Annotated in this window: 16 protein-coding genes; 15 read left to right on the top strand and 1 reads right to left on the bottom strand. The window is 31.6% G+C overall.

Going from position 1 to position 15,046, the window contains the following annotated elements:
* The 15 genes from ACLGLP_RS07925 to ACLGLP_RS07855 are packed head-to-tail and all read left to right on the top strand — an operon-like array spanning nucleotide 1 to nucleotide 13,722.
* Nucleotides 1-1,092, top strand: a complete 1,092-nt coding sequence (locus tag ACLGLP_RS07925) for a type IV pilus twitching motility protein PilT (protein ID WP_492112741.1) — start codon at nucleotides 1-3, stop codon at nucleotides 1,090-1,092.
* Nucleotides 1,093-1,094: 2 nt separating this feature from the next.
* Entirely contained in the window at nucleotides 1,095-2,258 is a 1,164-nt protein-coding gene (locus ACLGLP_RS07920) for a type IV pilus twitching motility protein PilT (protein WP_492112740.1), read from the top strand.
* Nucleotides 2,255-2,716, top strand: a complete 462-nt coding sequence (locus tag ACLGLP_RS07915) for a hypothetical protein (RefSeq protein ID WP_492112739.1) — start codon at nucleotides 2,255-2,257, stop codon at nucleotides 2,714-2,716. Before ACLGLP_RS07920 ends, ACLGLP_RS07915 begins: the two co-directional genes overlap by 4 nt.
* Nucleotides 2,717-2,729: 13 nt before the next feature.
* The gene (locus tag ACLGLP_RS07910) at nucleotides 2,730-3,611 is read left to right on the top strand and encodes a UTP--glucose-1-phosphate uridylyltransferase (protein ID WP_492112738.1); all 882 of its coding nucleotides are present in this window, start codon (nucleotides 2,730-2,732) and stop codon (nucleotides 3,609-3,611) included.
* The gene (gene priA, locus ACLGLP_RS07905) at nucleotides 3,611-5,968 is read left to right on the top strand and encodes a replication restart helicase PriA (RefSeq protein WP_492112737.1); all 2,358 of its coding nucleotides are present in this window, start codon (nucleotides 3,611-3,613) and stop codon (nucleotides 5,966-5,968) included. The genes ACLGLP_RS07910 and priA overlap by 1 nt, the downstream gene beginning before the upstream one ends.
* Before the next feature lie 41 nt (nucleotides 5,969-6,009).
* Nucleotides 6,010-7,632, top strand: a complete 1,623-nt coding sequence (locus ACLGLP_RS07900) for an AAA family ATPase (protein WP_492112736.1) — start codon at nucleotides 6,010-6,012, stop codon at nucleotides 7,630-7,632.
* A 10-nt stretch (nucleotides 7,633-7,642) separates the two neighbouring features.
* Nucleotides 7,643-7,999, top strand: a complete 357-nt coding sequence (locus ACLGLP_RS07895; RefSeq protein ID WP_492112735.1) for a response regulator — start codon at nucleotides 7,643-7,645, stop codon at nucleotides 7,997-7,999.
* A gap of 8 nt (nucleotides 8,000-8,007) precedes the next feature.
* A complete protein-coding gene (locus ACLGLP_RS07890) occupies nucleotides 8,008-9,162 on the top strand; it encodes a radical SAM protein (RefSeq protein WP_492112734.1) in 1,155 nt (384 codons plus the stop codon).
* A 9-nt stretch (nucleotides 9,163-9,171) separates the two neighbouring features.
* A complete protein-coding gene (locus tag ACLGLP_RS07885) occupies nucleotides 9,172-9,765 on the top strand; it encodes an IMP cyclohydrolase (RefSeq protein ID WP_492112733.1) in 594 nt (197 codons plus the stop codon).
* Nucleotides 9,765-10,145: a type I 3-dehydroquinate dehydratase gene (locus tag ACLGLP_RS07880; RefSeq protein ID WP_492112732.1), complete on the top strand. Its 381-nt coding sequence runs from the start codon at nucleotides 9,765-9,767 to the stop codon at nucleotides 10,143-10,145. Before ACLGLP_RS07885 ends, ACLGLP_RS07880 begins: the two co-directional genes overlap by 1 nt.
* Nucleotides 10,094-10,447 carry a type I 3-dehydroquinate dehydratase gene (locus tag ACLGLP_RS07875; RefSeq protein ID WP_492113743.1) on the top strand — a complete coding sequence of 118 codons (354 nt, stop codon included), beginning with the start codon at nucleotides 10,094-10,096 and terminating at the stop codon, nucleotides 10,445-10,447. The genes ACLGLP_RS07880 and ACLGLP_RS07875 overlap by 52 nt, the downstream gene beginning before the upstream one ends.
* Nucleotides 10,448-10,453: 6 nt before the next feature.
* Nucleotides 10,454-11,284 (top strand): shikimate dehydrogenase, encoded by an 831-nt coding sequence (locus tag ACLGLP_RS07870; RefSeq protein WP_492112731.1) that lies wholly within the window; start codon nucleotides 10,454-10,456, stop codon nucleotides 11,282-11,284.
* Complete coding sequence (gene aroA, locus ACLGLP_RS07865; RefSeq protein WP_492112730.1) at nucleotides 11,275-12,549, top strand: 3-phosphoshikimate 1-carboxyvinyltransferase; 1,275 nt, start codon at nucleotides 11,275-11,277, stop codon at nucleotides 12,547-12,549. Before ACLGLP_RS07870 ends, aroA begins: the two co-directional genes overlap by 10 nt.
* A complete protein-coding gene (locus ACLGLP_RS07860) occupies nucleotides 12,542-13,069 on the top strand; it encodes a shikimate kinase (protein ID WP_492112729.1) in 528 nt (175 codons plus the stop codon). The genes aroA and ACLGLP_RS07860 overlap by 8 nt, the downstream gene beginning before the upstream one ends.
* The gene (locus ACLGLP_RS07855) at nucleotides 13,066-13,722 is read left to right on the top strand and encodes an MBL fold metallo-hydrolase (protein WP_492112728.1); all 657 of its coding nucleotides are present in this window, start codon (nucleotides 13,066-13,068) and stop codon (nucleotides 13,720-13,722) included. The genes ACLGLP_RS07860 and ACLGLP_RS07855 overlap by 4 nt, the downstream gene beginning before the upstream one ends.
* On the opposite strand, the gene ACLGLP_RS07850 is transcribed toward ACLGLP_RS07855, so the two are convergent.
* Nucleotides 13,719-15,026, bottom strand: a complete 1,308-nt coding sequence (locus tag ACLGLP_RS07850) for a UDP-glucose dehydrogenase family protein (RefSeq protein ID WP_492112727.1) — start codon at nucleotides 15,024-15,026, stop codon at nucleotides 13,719-13,721. The genes ACLGLP_RS07855 and ACLGLP_RS07850 overlap by 4 nt on opposite strands.
* Nucleotides 15,027-15,046 lie beyond the last annotated feature (20 nt).

Raw genomic sequence — 15,046 nt, 5'->3', positions numbered from 1 at the left:
ATGGCAAAACTTGATCCCTTTTTTAGATTGATGGTTGATACACAGGCTTCAGATCTTCATCTTTCAGCAGGAAATCCTCCTCTTCTTAGAGTTCATGGAGAACTTCAGAGAGTAAGATATAAAGTATTAGAAGAAGATGAATTAAGAGAAATGCTTTATGAAATAGCTCCTGAAGAGATTATAAAAAAGTTTGAAGAAGAAGGAGAGGTTGATTTTGGATATGAAGTTCCTGGGCTTGCAAGATTTAGAGTTAATTATTTTCGTCAAAGAAGAGGTATAGCAGCAGCATTTAGGCTTATTCCTACTAAAATTAAAACCATAGAAGAATTGGGACTTCCTCCACTTTTAAATAAGCTTGCTTTGCTTCCAAGGGGGCTTGTTCTTGTAACAGGTCCTACAGGTTCTGGTAAATCAACCACGCTTGCAGCTATTATAGATTATGCAAATAGAATGCGTTATGATCACATTATTACCATTGAGGATCCTATTGAATTTGTGCATGAGTCCAAAAACTGTTTGGTTAATCAAAGAGAGATAGGAATTCACACCAAAAGTTTTGCCAATGCTTTAAGAGCAGCTCTAAGAGAAGATCCTGATATAATTCTTGTAGGAGAGATGCGTGATTTAGAAACTATAGCACTTACCATAGAAGCTGCTCTTACTGGGCACTTAGTATTTTCTACCCTTCATACTATTGGTGCTGCGCAAACTGTTGCCAGAATAATAGATGCTTTTCCACCTCAGGAAAGAGACCAAATAAGAGTTTCTTTATCAGAGGCTTTAAGAGCGGTTATTTCTCAAACTATGTTTAAAAGAATTGATAAACCAGGAAGAATAGTAGCTACAGAAATAATGGTAGCTACTCCTGCTATAAGAAATCTTATAAGAGAAAACAAAATACATCAAATTCCCTCCCTTATTCAAACAGGTAAGAAATTTGGTATGATGTCCTTAGATGACTGTATTATGGATTATTTAAATAAGGGATATATAAGTCCTGAAGAAGCTTTTATAAAAGCAATAGATAAAAGTAGATTTTTACCTTTTGTAAAAGATAAAGAAATTGCTGATTTTACAGAAATGCCTGGATAAGTATGCTTACAGAAGTTGAAATAAAAGAATTACTTTATAGGCTTGCACATTTAGAGGAAGGTCTTTCTGATATTTTCATTCTTTCCGGTTATCCTTTTCAGGTAGTAGTTTATGGAAAAGTTAAGTCTGTATTTTTTGAAGATTTTCCTGTAGAAAAACTTTCTCCCTTCCAAACAGAAACCATAGCCTTTACTCTTCTTAAAGAGAGACCTCGCCTTTTCAAAAAACTCATCAGAGATGGATATGCAGATCTTTCGTATTTTTTAGATGATGAAACAAGATTTAGAGTTAACATTTTTTCACGCCAAAAAACTTATAACATTATAATGAGAAAGCTTGAAAGCAGAGTTAGGTCAATAGAAGAATTGGGATTACCTGAGGTTTTTTATAAAATTGCTCAGGAAAAATATGGAATTGTGCTTGTAACAGGAGCTACAGGACAGGGTAAGACGACTACCTTAGCTGCCATTCTTAATGAAATAAACAAAAATGAAAATGTACATATAATTACTTTGGAAGACCCTATTGAGTATATTCATAAACCTATAAAAGCCACTATTAATCAAAGAGAACTTGGAACAGATTTTTCAAGTTATGCTGAGGGTCTTAGAGCAGCTTTAAGGGAAGCTCCCAATGTAATACTTGTTGGTGAGATTCGTGATAGAGAAACTATGGATATTGCTTTAAATGCTGCTGAAACTGGTCACTTAGTATTTTCCACTCTTCATACTATAGGAGCCTCCCATACTATTCAAAGAATTTTAGGATTTTATTTGCCTGAGGAAGAACATACCATAAGATATAGATTAGCTGGAGCTTTAAAATGGATTGTAGGGCAAAAACTTCTTCCCAAAATTGGAGGAGGAAGAATTCCTGCATTTGATATCCTATATAATACTTTAAGAGTAAGGGAAATAATTCTAACGGGGGAAAAGGAAGGTAGAACTTTCTACGATGTAATGACACAGGGTGCTCCTTTTGGCATGAGAACCTTTGATCAGGATTTAATAGATTTATATAAAAAAAGACTTATTGAAGAAGATGTAGCGATGATACATGCTATAAGAAAAGATAAAGTGAATAGAGAAATAGAATTGATAAAAAAACAGGGGGGTATAGAAGAAGCTGTAATTTCTCTTGAGTTGGGTGAGAAAGGAGTTAAATGAAAGAAATAGAATACCGTGATTATCTTATAGAAAAACCTTTATGTTTGATTTATTGGAATTTGTCATTACCTTTTGACAATCTTATAAACTATTTTTCTAAAGACTTTGAGATTAGAGAAATTAAAAGTTTTGAAGATTTGATGTATTGGTGTAAAATAGCCTTGATAAAAGTAGTAATTCTTGGTGCTCAAAAATTAGAAGAAATTGAAGACTTTTCAAGATATTTGAATGAAAAAATGCCTATAAGTAAAAGAAGAGAAATTTTTTTAATCTATGTATTACCTAATGCAAAAACTTTAGATCCCAGGGAAACTTTTTTATTAAGTGCTAATTTGGTTTTATCAGAAAAACACCTTTCTGATTTTGAAAAAATATATCAAAGAGCACTTCAATACTGGACTCAGCTTTATAAAGATTTTAAATCTACTTATGAAAGATTATTAAAGGAAGAAATTTAAAGAAGGAGGTCTTATGATAAGAAAAGCGGTTATACCTGTTGCTGGACTTGGGACAAGAATGCTCCCTATTACAAAGGTGGTTCCTAAGGAACTTTTAAACATAGTTGATAGACCTACAATTGAATATGTAGTTGACGAAATCATATCTTCTGGAATAAATACTCTTATATTTATTATATCCCAAGGTAAGGGAGGAATTATTGATTATTTTGATACAAACTTAAGTTTAAGAAGCTTTTTGAAAGAAAGAGGAAAAACAAAGCTTCTTAAAAAAGTTGAAGAAGTAGAAGAAAAAATAGAACACTTGATAGAAGTAAGACAAAAAATTCCTGAGGGGCTTGGACATGCTGTGCTTATGGCTGAAAGGGCTGTAGAAAATGAACCCTTTGCTGTGGTATTAGGAGATGACCTTGTTGATGCAGAAATTCCGTGTCTTAAACAGATGATAGAAATTTATAACCAACTTTCTAAAAAAACCAAAAATCACAGTATCATTGCTGTTGAGGAGGTTTCTGAAGAGGATGTTTATAAATACGGAATAATTGAAGGAGAAAAAATAGAAGATAACTTACTTAAAATAAAAGGGGTAGTAGAAAAACCCTCTCCTGAGGAAGCACCTTCTAATTTAGCTATTATAGGGAGATACATATTTGATCCAGTAATTTTTGAATTTTTAAAAAAAATTCCCAAAGTTCACGGAGAATATCAGCTTACCGATGCCATTCAGCTAATGATAGAAAATGGATACGAAGTTTATGCCTATTTGTTTAAAGGTATAAGATTTGACACAGGAAATAAAGAAGGTTTTTTTAGAACAGTTCTTCATTATGCTACAAAAGACCCTAAATTAAAAGAAGTTTTAATAAGATTTGTAAATGAAAGAAAAATCTGTTAATGTATTTGGTTGATGTAGTTTTACCTCTCCCTCTTTATCAAAGTTTCTTTTATTTAAGTGAAAAATATATCATACCAGGTATAAGAGTTTTAGTTCCCTTTAAGAATTACAAATTAATAGGTATAGTAAAAGATTGTTTTGAAGTTACAGAAAAAGAACTCTCTAAGGAAATAGAGTATAAGTGGGTAGAGGAAACATTAGATGCAGAGCCTTTAATTCCTTTTAATTTATTTCCCTTATTAGAGTGGGTGTCTCAGTATTACCTTACTCCTCTCGGATTAGTCTATAAAATAGCCTTACCTCCTGGTGTTTTTTCTTTACCACAAAAAAGGATCTACCTTACCGAAAAAGGAAAGGAGGCTATAAAAAAGGGTTATCTTCCCGAGGAATTTTCATTAATAAAAAAGAAAGGATATAATTTAAAGTACTTTTTAAGAAAAACCGGTCTTACACTTAGAAAAATTAATGAATTTAAAGAAAAGGAATGGATTTTTGTAAAATCAGAATTTCCCAAAGCTAAAATTCCTACAGAGGTTTTTATAAGGCTTAAAAACGAGATAGAGTTAAGTAAAGAAGATAGAAAAAATGAAATCATTGCTTACATTGAAGAAAGGATAGAAGTTCCAGAAAAAATATTAAAAAAGAAATTTTCATCAAAAGAAATAAAGAAGCTCTTAGAAAAAGGGATATTAGAGAGAGTTGAATACCCTAAATTAAGAAAGATAGTCCTCTCTTTAGAGATTCCGAAGGAATACAAACTTACCTTTTCTCAGAAAGAGGTCTTTGAGGGAATTAAAAGTTTAATATCTCAAGAAAAATTTAATCCAGTTCTTCTTTATGGAGTTACAGGAAGCGGAAAGTCCTTTATTTATATAGAACTTGTTAAAGAGGTTTTAAAAAAGAACAAAAAAGTTCTGGTTTTAGTTCCTGAAATAGCTTTAACTACTTATATGGAAATGTTACTTTTAAACTATTTTAAAAATAGAATTGCTCTACTTCATAGTGGTCTTTCTAATTCTGAAAGATTTGGGGAATGGATGAGAATACTCAGAAACGAAGCAGATATAGTGATCGGAACGAGATCTGCCATATTTGCTCCTGTAAGTAATTTAGGTCTTATTATAGTTGATGAAGAACATGATCCTTCTTACAAAGAAGAGACTTTACCGTGTAAATATCATGCAAGAGATTTGGCACTTGTTAGAGGAAAAATGGAGAATATTCCCGTAATTCTTGGTTCTGCAACTCCAAGTATTAAAAGTTTCTATTTTGCTAAAAAGGGAAAATACCATCTTTTTATGCTTAAGGAAAGACCATTTGTTAGTTTACCTGAAGTAAAGTTTATTGAAAATAAAACCTTTAAACTTATCTCCGAAGAGCTCAAAAAAGAAATAGAAAATGTTTTAAAAAATGGAAAGTCAGTCTTTCTTTATTTAAACAGAAGAGGATATGCCCCTCTTGTTGAATGCGAGGAGTGTCATTACATTTGGAGTTGTCCAAATTGTGGGATTCCTCTTACTTATCATAAAGAAGAAAAAGCCCTTTTATGCCACTACTGTAATTTTGAGATAAGCTCTCTTACTCTTTGCCCTTCTTGTAAAGGTTTTAAGATAAAATTTAAAAAAGCGGGAACTGAAAGAGTAGAAGAAGAAATAAAAAAAATCTTTCCCGGAACAGAGGTTATAAGATTAGACAGGGATGCAGTCAATACAGAAAAAAAATTATTGCAGGTTTTAGAAAAACTTTATAAACCTAATCCTAAAATTATAGTTGGAACACAAATGGGTGTTCACGGGCACAATTTCCCAGAAGTAGATCTGGTAAGCATTTTGAGAGCAGAAGAAGGGCTATTTCTTCCTCATTATAAGGCATCTGAAAGAACTTTTCAGCTACTCATTCAAGCATCAGGAAGAGCAGGAAGAAAAAAAGAAAAGGGGAAAGTGCTTTTTCAGAGTGCTATAAAAGATCACTATGCTATAGAGTGTGCTCTTGAGCAAAATTATGAAAAATTTTATGAAGAGGAAATAAGATTAAGAAAAAAATTTCTTTTTCCTCCCTTTGTGAGGCTTTTAGTAGTAAGAATTGAAGGCATAAAAGAAAATAAAGTAAGGGAAAAATGTGTAGAAGCTAAAATGATTTTAGAAAATCTTATTTCAAAGGCGGATATAAAAGAGGTAGAAATATTAGGTCCTGCTCCATGCCCTTTTAGAAAATTAAAAGGTTTTTACAGATGGCACATAATTTTAAAAACAAAAAACTACAAAAAGTTGAACAGCCTTCTTTTTAAATTTATCAAAGAATTTAAAGTAGCAGGTTTAAAACTAATATTTGATGTAGATCCAGAAGATTTATTATAAATATTTACTTTTTTAAAAAAGGACGTATATTAATTCTTGTTATGCTTAAAACGCCTAAATATAAAATAGAGAAGATTGAACCTTCAAAAAGTTATAAATCCTTTTATGAGTTTAATCTTAAACCCGCGGAACTTGAAGCTTATCTTGATGAATATATAGTTGGGCAGAGGGAAGCCAAGGCTATTATTTCAACTAAGATCTGCACTCATTTTCATAAGATTAAAAATTTTCTTTTAAATTATGGTAGAGAAGATAAGATAGAATTTATAAAAAATAACATATTTATTATAGGACCTTCAGGTGTAGGAAAAACTTATATGATAAAGCTTATTGCTAAAAAAATTGGTGTTCCCTTTGTTAAGGGTGATGCTACCAAATTTAGTGAAACTGGTTATGTAGGTGGAGATATAGAGGATCTGATAAGAGATTTATATTGGGAAGCCAATGGAGATTTAGAAAAAGCTCGATTTGGGATAGTTTTTCTGGATGAGATTGATAAAATTGCATCTTCTGGAGAAACGATAGGTCCTGATATTTCAAGAACAGGTGTTCAGAGAGCCTTATTAAAACCTTTAGAAGAAACAGAGGTAGAAATTAAACTTCCTCAAGATAGTTATAACCTCTTTGAAGTTTCAGATACTTCAGGAAGAGCAAAAAGAAAAAAGATTACCCTTAATACAAAATATGTTCTCTTTATTGTAAGCGGAGCATTTCAGGGGCTGGAAGAAATTATCAAAAAAAGAATTAAAAAACAGGGTTTAGGCTTTATTTCTGAAATAGAAAGTAAAGAAGAAATTAAAATTAATTATTTGAAGTTTGTTACTCCTGAAGATCTTGTTAATTATGGATTTGAAAGAGAATTTGTAGGTAGATTTCCTGTTATAGCAGTTTTTGAACCTTTAACAGAGGAAGAATTATACGAAATTCTTGCTAATCCTAATGATCCTATATTAATAAACAAAAAAAGAGATTTTAAAGTTTACGATATAGACCTTGCTTTTACTGATTCTGCCTTAAGAGAAATAGCTAAAATAGCCTATAAAGAAAATACAGGTGCCAGAGCTTTAGCACGCATTTTAGAAAAGATTCTTATTCCTTTTGAAAGAACTCTTCCATCCTTATCTTTAAACTTCTTAGGAGTTACCAAAGAAGTCGTTGAAGATCCTTATGGTGTTTTATCAGCTATGAATGATTCCCCTTATAGTTCAAAATGGAAAGAAAATTATTACAAGGCTTTGGAGGATGAAAAAAGAAGGGTAGAAAATTACTTAGTAAATAGACAAAGGTTTTTACAAGAAAGAAAATTGGAAATTACACCCAAAAGATTAGAGTTGATATTTAAGCTTTATAAAGAAAAAGATATAGAGGTAAATGAGGCTGTTGAAGAAATTTTGTCTATCTGGAGACAGATTAAAAGTTATGAAACGGCATTTGAAAGAAAAAATTTTATCAAAATAGTTTTTACTGAAGATGCTATAGATAATATATTAGAAGTAACGATTAAAAATAATTTAGAAGTATTTGCATATTGTGAAAATATAATGTCTAAATTAGAGTATAGTGTAAATTATTTAAAAGAGATACGCGGAAAAGACATAATTTATATAAATTCTTTAGCTTTTAAAGATATAGAAGCGTTTATAAAAGAATATCTTTTAGTTTGAAAATGATTAAATGATATATTTAGCTCTTTCTGAGAGTCTTTACAATAAATTAGCTAAAATTTTAGAAGAATTTAAAATAAAATATAAAATTATAGAAGATGGAGAAACTTTATTAGAGCTTGCTAAAAAGGAAAAGCCAAAACTTATTATTTTAGAAAAGGATTTACCACTTCTTGATGGTTTTGCGGTAACACTACTTTTGAAATCTAATGAAAAAACAAAGGATATACCTGTTTTAGCTATTTGTAAATGTAAATATAAAGAAGAAGAATTAAAGGCTAAAGATTGTGGAGCAGATGATATAATTTTTTGTCCTTTTGATGAAAAAGAGATAATAGAGAAATTAAAAAAATGGTTAAACAAGTGAGGTAACCTATGATAAGTATATCTAAACTTTATTGTGGCGCGGTTGAGGCTCTTGATCATATAAGATATGGAAAGACTTTGTCCAAGGATAAAAAACCTGTTGTGGTATGGAATGTTACAAGAGCTTGTAATTTAAGATGTATTCATTGTTATGCTAAAGCTGACAACAACCCAGCACCAGATGAACTTTCAACTGAAGAAGGTTTTAAGCTTCTTGAAGATCTTTCTCGTTTTGGCTCTCCTGTAATTCTTTTCTCAGGCGGAGAACCTCTGGTTAGGCCTGACATTCTTGATTTGCTCAATAAAGCAGTTAGCTTAGGCTTAAGAACTGTAATTTCTACAAATGGAGTCCTCATAGATGATTTACTTGCTAAAGAACTTAAAAAAATTGGTGTATCCTATGTAGGTATAAGTCTTGATGGATGGAAAGAAGTTCACGATAAATTTAGAGGTGTTAAAGGGGCTTTTGAAAAAGTGATCTCAGCTATTGAAGCCTGCAAAAAAGAGAATCTTAAAGTTGGACTAAGATTTACTATGAGTAAAATTAATGCTAAAGAAATACCTAAAGTTTTTGAACTCGTTGAAAATTTGAAGATTCCAAGAATATGTTTTTATCATTTAGTTTACTCTGGTAGAGGATCTAAACTTATAGAACAAGATCTTACCCATGAAGAAACGCGTTATTGGGTAGATTATATTATTGACAAAACTAAAGAACTTCACGAAAAGGGTATAAAAACCGAAGTTTTAACAGTTGATAATCACGCTGATGGACCATATCTTTATTTAAGGATGAAAAGAGAGAATCATCCTAAGGCAGAAGAAGTATATGAGCTTCTTAAAATAAATGGAGGGAATAATAGTGGAGTTGGAATAGGTTGCGTTTCTTGGGATGGAACAGTTTATGCAGACCAATTCTGGCGTACCTTTTCATTTGGGAATGTAAGAGAAAGACCCTTTAGTGAAATATGGATGGATACTTCAAATCCACTTATGGCAAAACTAAAAGAAAAGAAAAAATATGTTAAAGGAAGATGTGCTAAGTGTAGATTTCTTGATCTCTGTGCTGGCAATTTTAGAGCAAGGGCTGAAGCAGTAACAGGAGATATATGGGCTCCTGATCCAGCTTGTTATTTAACTGATGAAGAAATTGGAGTATCATAGGAGAGAAAAATGAAGGACAGAATAGAAAGAGCTCTAATAAGTGTTACAGACAAAACAGGCATCGTAGAATTTGCTAAAGAACTTGAAAATCTTGGTATTGAAATTATTTCAACCGGTGGAACTGCAAGGGTTTTAAGAGAAGGAGGAGTAAAGGTTATTGATGTTTCTGAAGTAACAGGTTTTCCAGAAATACTTGAAGGAAGAGTAAAAACACTTCATCCGAAAGTTCACGGAGGAATTTTATTTAAAAGAGATAACGAAACTCATGTAGAAACTGTAAAAAAACTTGGTATTAAATCAATAGATCTTATTGTGGTTAATCTTTATGCTTTTGAAAAGGTTGTTGAAAAAGAAGCAGATCTCGATACAGCTATAGAAAATATTGACATCGGCGGACCAACTTTGATAAGAGCAGGAGCTAAAAATTTTAAATATGTTACTGTAGTTGTTGATCCTCAGGATTATTCTAAGGTCCTTGAAGAGATAAAAAAGTATGGAAATACAACCTTAAAAACAAGATTAGAATTGGCAAAAAAAGTTTTTAAACTGACAAGTAGCTATGATCAAATGATTTACAATTATCTTTCTAAAATTAGTATTTAATGTTTTGTCTTACTTTAGCAGAAAAAAGCTACGAAGGTATTGTTAAAAAAATAAAAAAAGCCTCTAAATATACTGATCTTTTTGAAATAAGAGCTGATTATTTGGAAGATTCAGAAATTCCAAAATTAGAAAGTCTTATTAAACTTCCTTATAGGTTTCTGTTCACTTTTAGAAGTTATGAAGAGGGTGGTTATAAGAGGATATCTGACGAATTCAGGTTAAAGTGGCTACTTTGGGCTATTAGAAAAGATTTTTATCTCGTTGATATAGAATGGAAACTACTTAGAGATTTTTTTTTTTCAAACTTGAAGGTTTTGATTTTAATAAAATTCTTGTATCTTATCATAATTTTGAAGAGCTTCCGTCTGAGAGATATTTAATTAAACTTCTTTCGGAGATGAAAAAAAGAGGAATAAAAAGGGCAAAAATAGTTTGTATGTGTAAAACCTTGGAAGAATCCTTTAGGCTTCTTAATCTTATCTTTAAAGCAAAAGAAATGGGAATAGAGTTAATAAGTTTTGGTATGGGAGAAAAAGGTAGATTGAGCAGAATTTTATCCTTATTTTGCGGTTCACCTTTTACTTATGTTATTTTTTCAAAAAAAGAGATGGTTGCTCCTGGACAATTTGACATAAAATCTGCCAAGAAAATTTATAATACACTTAAAGAAATAATAGGATAACAGAATATGTATGAAGTATATGGAATTATTGGAGATCCTGTAAGTCACTCTTTATCCCCTTTAATGCATAATCTTGCATTTAAAGAGAAAAACATAAAAGCAGTATATGGAGCTTTTCAGGTAAAACCTTTAGACTTAGCTAAAGCTGTAGAAGGGATAAGAGCTTTGAATATAAAGGGAGTATCTATAACTATTCCTCATAAAGAAAAAATTATGGAATACTTAGATGAGATAGATGAGGTTGCTGAAGAAATCGGAGCAGTAAATACAGTTTTGAATAGGGAAGGTATTTTAAAGGGATACAATACGGATTGGATAGGGGTTTTAAAGGCTTTTGAAGAGAGTGGGGTTGAACTTAAAGATAAAAGAGTTGTTGTAATAGGGGCAGGAGGAGCTTCTAAAGCTGTTATTTACGCTCTTATAAAGGGAGGAGCAAAAGAAATTTTTGTTTATAATCGTACCTTTGAAAAAGCTATAATTTTAGAAAAAAAATTTGGAATAGTTGCCAAACCTTGGGAAGAGTTAGAAAATGCCTTCGGAGAGGTTATAATTCAAACAACAAGTGTAGGACTAAGATCTTGGGAAACCCCAGTAGAAGAAAAAGTTATTTCTCGTTTTGAAGTAGCTATGGACTTAATTTATTTACCTTTGAAAACAAGGTTTTTGTCTATAGCAGAAAAATATAATAAAAAAATAATTGACGGACTTAAAATGCTTCTTTATCAAGGAGTAGAACAATTTAAACTCTGGACAGGCATTGAGCCTCCAGTAGAACTTATGAAAAAAGTCATTTACGAAGAGGTTAAAAAATTGGAAAAGGAAATCAAATGGGCTTAAAAGAGATTAAACCTTTAAAAAGTTTTAAAAAACTCTCTATCAAACTTCCTACTTCTAAAAGTTTAACTCAAAGGGCTTTGATATGTAGTGCCCTTGCTAAAGGCATTTCTCAAATTGTTAATCCTTTAAAAAGTGAAGATACGCTTTTATTGAAAAAGGCTTTAGAAGATGTAGGAGTAAAAGTAAATGAAGAAAAGAATGTGTGGAGGGTAGAAGGAAAATTTCCTCCTTTGCTTTTGGAAAAAAGAATCTATTTAGGTAATAACGGAACGGGAGCAAGATTTTTTATTGCTCTTTCTTCTCTTGGTAAGGGTAGTTATGTAGAAATTTATGGAAAACCAAGGCTTCACGAAAGACCTATGGGTCCTTTAATTGAAAGTCTCAAAAAACTTTCTGCCCATATTGAATGCCTTGAAAAAGAAGGTTTTTTACCTGTAAGGGTAAGAGAATCAAAACTTATTTCTCAAAATCTTATTCTTCCAGGAAACATAAGTAGCCAGTTTATTTCAGCACTTCTTCTTATAGGACCATATTTACCCAAGGGTTTAAGTCTTACCATTGATGGAGATCTCGTATCAAAAGCTTATGTAGAGCTTACTATTGATGTTATGAAAATTTATGGAGTAGAGGTTAGCTTTTCTGAAAACACCTTAAAAGTTCCTGCTTCAAATTATAAGGCTACAAATTATGAAGTTGAGGCAGATGCTTCAACTGCTTCTTACTTTTTAGCTCTTCCCCTTATTTTAGGATGTGGTGAAGTAATTGTAGAAAATTATAATCCCTTTTCTAAGCAAGGAGACATAAAGTTTTTAGAGTATATAAAGAAAATGGGAGCAAAGGTAGAAGTTTTAAGTCCTTTAGGAGTAAAAGTAGGATTTGAAGGTATACTTAGAGGGGTTGAATTAAATCTAAGTGATACCCCTGATTTATTCCCTACTATGTGTATTTTAGGTGCTGTGGCAGAAGGTAAAACTATTCTTAAAGGAGCTCCGCATCTTCGTTACAAAGAAACAGATCGTATAAAAGCAATGGTTACAGAGCTAAGAAAACTTGGAGTTAAAGCTGAAGAGTTACCAGATGGTGCTATAATTGAAGGAAATAAAGAACTTAAACCAGCAATTATTAATACTTATGATGATCATCGTATAGCTATGTCTTTTGCCATTCTTGGTTTAAAAGTAGGAGGTATAAAAATAGAAAATCCAGAATGTGTTACCAAGTCTTTTCCAGAATTTTGGGAATATTTAGAAAGGATTTATGAATAAAATTGTATTAATAGGATTTAGATGTGTAGGGAAAACGACTATAGGTGAAAAATTGGCTAAAATTTTGGGATGGAATTTTATTGATCTTGATACAGAGATTCAGAGAAAGGAGAAAAAAACTATAAAAAAAATGGTTGAAGAAAAAGGATGGGAATACTTTAGAAGGTTAGAAAAAGAGGAAATGAAAAGGCTTGAAAATTTAAAAAATGTGGTTGTTGCTCTTGGGGGAGGAAGTGTATACCACCAAGAAGAATTGGAAGCTTTATCCAAAAAAAGTTTAGTAGTGTGGTTATACGCTTCAACTGATGTAATTTTAAAAAGAATAAAAGAGGATGAAAAAACTGCCTCTCAGAGACCAGTTCTTAAAAATTTAGATTTGGAAAAAGAAATAACAGAAGTTTTAAAAGAAAGAATTCCCCTTTATGAAAAATTTTCTCATATAAGAATAGATACGGATAAAGCTTCTCCTGAAGAGGTTGTTAAAAAAATTTTTAAAAAATTTGAAGAGGTCTTAAAATGAAGGTTGAAAGTTTAATAGTTGGGCCCTTAGAGGTTTGTTGTTACATAGTTTATTGTGCTGAAACCAAAGAAGGGGTTATAATTGATCCAGGTGATGCAGATCCAAGAATAGTTGATAAAGTAAAAAAGCTTGGTTTAAAAATTGTTGCAATTCTTGGAACTCATGCCCATGCTGATCATGTAGCGGGTGTAGAATATCTAAGAAAGGAATTAAAAGTACCTTATATGGTGCATAAATTGGATGACGAATTTTTTAGAGATCCTGTCAATTTTTCTATGTTTAAGTCCTGGGGATTTCCAGAAAATCCAAAAGCAGATAAGGTTTTGGAAGAGGGAGATATAATTGAATTTGGGAAAGAAAATTTAAGAGTGATACACACACCTGGGCATTCTCCTGGTTCAAGCTGTTTTTATAATGAAAAACATAAAATTCTTTTTACAGGAGATACCCTATTTGTAGAAGCTGTTGGTAGAGCTGATCTTCCTGGAGGTAATTATTTTCAGATGATGGATTCAATTATAAAAAAGCTTCTCGTTCTTCCTGATGATACCAAAATTTATCCAGGGCATGATTACGGACCAAAGCCTGTCTCTACCATAGGAGAAGAAAAGAAAAACAACCCCTTTATACAGGAATTTTTACAGGAGTTTTAAGTTCTACCTATACCTGAATAACTAAAGCCGAGTTTTTTAACTATAGAAGGTTCATAAATATTTCTCATATCTATTAAAATAGGTGTTTTCATAACTTTTTTAATCTGGGAGAGATCAAGAAACCTAAATTCATTCCATTCTGTAAGAATTATTATAGCATCAGAATCTTTAGCACACTCTAAAGGAGTATTTGAATATTCTATATTCAAGTTTCCTATAGCCTTTTTAAATTCTTCCATAGCCACAGGATCATAGACTTTTACTTTAGCTCCCCTTTTTATAAGCTCAGGAACTATTACAAGAGCAGGACTTTCTCTGACATCGCTTGTATTTGGTTTAAAAGAAAGACCAAAAATGGCTATTGTTTTTTCGGATAAATCTCTCAAAAATGTTTCTAATTTTTCTATTGCTCTAAGTTTTTGCCTTTCGTTAACCTCAAGGACAGCTTCTAAAATTTTAAAGGGTGAACCCACTGATCTTCCGTGATGAACTAAAGCTTTAACATCTTTTGGAAAACAAGATCCTCCAAATCCTGGACCAGGATTTAAAAACTTTACTCCAATTCTTGGATCAAGTCCCATACCCTGAGCAACCACTGTTACATCAGCTCCTACTTTTTCACAAAAATTAGCAATTTCATTTATAAAGGTTATTTTAGTTGCTAAAAAGGCATTAGAAGCATATTTGATAAGTTCTGCAGTTTCAAGATTGGTAATGATAAAAGGAGTTTCTGCTAAATAAAGGGGACGATAAATATCTTTTATAATAGCTATCGCATAAGCACTTTCTCCACCTATTATTACCCTATCTGGGTGCATAAAATCTTCAATTGCTGCTCCTTCTCTTAAAAATTCGGGATTAGAAATTATATCTACGGCTACATCACTTTTTTTATTAGCATCAATAAGGGATTTTATCCAGCGATTAGTCCCAACTGGAACTGTGCTTTTTGTAACAATAACTTTATACTCATCTATTACTTCTGCTAAAGAAAGTGCTACTTCTTTAATTTGAGTTAAATCTGCAGAACCGTCAGGATTTGAGGGAGTTCCTACACAAATAAAAATAACTAAGGAATTTTTGACCGCCTCTTCAAGATTTGTAGTAAAATAAAGTCTTCCTGCTTTTAAATTTTTTTTAACTAATTCTTCTAATCCTGGTTCATAAAAGGGAATTTCCCCTTCTTTTAACATTTCAATTTTTTCTTTATCTTTATCTACACAGATAACTTTCATTCCAAAATCTGCTAAGCAAGCACCTGAGACAACTCCTACATAACCTGCACCTATAACCGCTATATGCATAAGGGAGCCTCTAATTTTAG

The organism is Caldimicrobium sp. SLHALR3 (genome assembly GCF_058692735.1).
The sequence above is the reverse complement of the archived record's forward strand: the minus strand, read 5'-3'. Positions and strand labels throughout refer to the sequence as shown.

Excerpts from the sequence above, each read along its gene's own strand:
- ACLGLP_RS07915 (WP_492112739.1), top strand. The coding sequence starts at position 2,255 with ATGAAAGAAATAGAATACCGTGATTATCTTATAGAAAAACCTTTATGT.
- aroA (WP_492112730.1), top strand. The coding sequence starts at position 11,275 with ATGGGCTTAAAAGAGATTAAACCTTTAAAAAGTTTTAAAAAACTCTCT.
- ACLGLP_RS07920 (WP_492112740.1), top strand. The coding sequence starts at position 1,095 with ATGCTTACAGAAGTTGAAATAAAAGAATTACTTTATAGGCTTGCACAT.
- ACLGLP_RS07895 (WP_492112735.1), top strand. The coding sequence starts at position 7,643 with ATGATATATTTAGCTCTTTCTGAGAGTCTTTACAATAAATTAGCTAAA.
- ACLGLP_RS07925 (WP_492112741.1), top strand. The coding sequence starts at position 1 with ATGGCAAAACTTGATCCCTTTTTTAGATTGATGGTTGATACACAGGCT.
- ACLGLP_RS07890 (WP_492112734.1), top strand. The coding sequence starts at position 8,008 with ATGATAAGTATATCTAAACTTTATTGTGGCGCGGTTGAGGCTCTTGAT.
- ACLGLP_RS07880 (WP_492112732.1), top strand. The coding sequence starts at position 9,765 with ATGTTTTGTCTTACTTTAGCAGAAAAAAGCTACGAAGGTATTGTTAAA.
- ACLGLP_RS07860 (WP_492112729.1), top strand. The coding sequence starts at position 12,542 with ATGAATAAAATTGTATTAATAGGATTTAGATGTGTAGGGAAAACGACT.
- priA (WP_492112737.1), top strand. The coding sequence starts at position 3,611 with ATGTATTTGGTTGATGTAGTTTTACCTCTCCCTCTTTATCAAAGTTTC.
- ACLGLP_RS07900 (WP_492112736.1), top strand. The coding sequence starts at position 6,010 with ATGCTTAAAACGCCTAAATATAAAATAGAGAAGATTGAACCTTCAAAA.
- ACLGLP_RS07855 (WP_492112728.1), top strand. The coding sequence starts at position 13,066 with ATGAAGGTTGAAAGTTTAATAGTTGGGCCCTTAGAGGTTTGTTGTTAC.
- ACLGLP_RS07870 (WP_492112731.1), top strand. The coding sequence starts at position 10,454 with ATGTATGAAGTATATGGAATTATTGGAGATCCTGTAAGTCACTCTTTA.
- ACLGLP_RS07850 (WP_492112727.1), bottom strand. The coding sequence starts at position 15,026 with ATGCATATAGCGGTTATAGGTGCAGGTTATGTAGGAGTTGTCTCAGGT.
- ACLGLP_RS07910 (WP_492112738.1), top strand. The coding sequence starts at position 2,730 with ATGATAAGAAAAGCGGTTATACCTGTTGCTGGACTTGGGACAAGAATG.
- ACLGLP_RS07885 (WP_492112733.1), top strand. The coding sequence starts at position 9,172 with ATGAAGGACAGAATAGAAAGAGCTCTAATAAGTGTTACAGACAAAACA.